The organism is Pseudomonas sp. AC463 (genome assembly GCF_979253585.1).
On the sequence record NZ_CEEDDZ010000831.1, the window covers coordinates 1 to 257 of the forward strand.

Consider the following 257-nt stretch of genomic DNA (forward strand, 5'->3'; position numbering starts at 1 on the left):
TCTTCGGCGCCCTATCAGGCATTCCAGGAAGTGGCCGAGGAGCGCCTGGTGGCGGTGGCGGCGCGCGCTCATCCGATGTTCAAGGGCGCCGAAGAGGCGCAGGTGCGTGATACCGATCTGCTGCTGCAGCGCCAGATCGTCGTGGCGGGGCGCGACACCGACCAGGTGGACCAGCGCATCGCAATGTCATCGCTCCAGTGGAAGACCGACAGCCCGATCGCGGCACTGGCGCTGGTCAAGGCGGGTCTGGGCTGGGC

Annotated in this window: 1 pseudogene; it reads left to right on the forward strand. The window is 68.1% G+C overall.

What is annotated here, in order from left to right:
* A pseudogene (locus AC0IYH_RS32565) lies at positions 1–257 on the forward strand (LysR family transcriptional regulator); the annotation flags it as partial.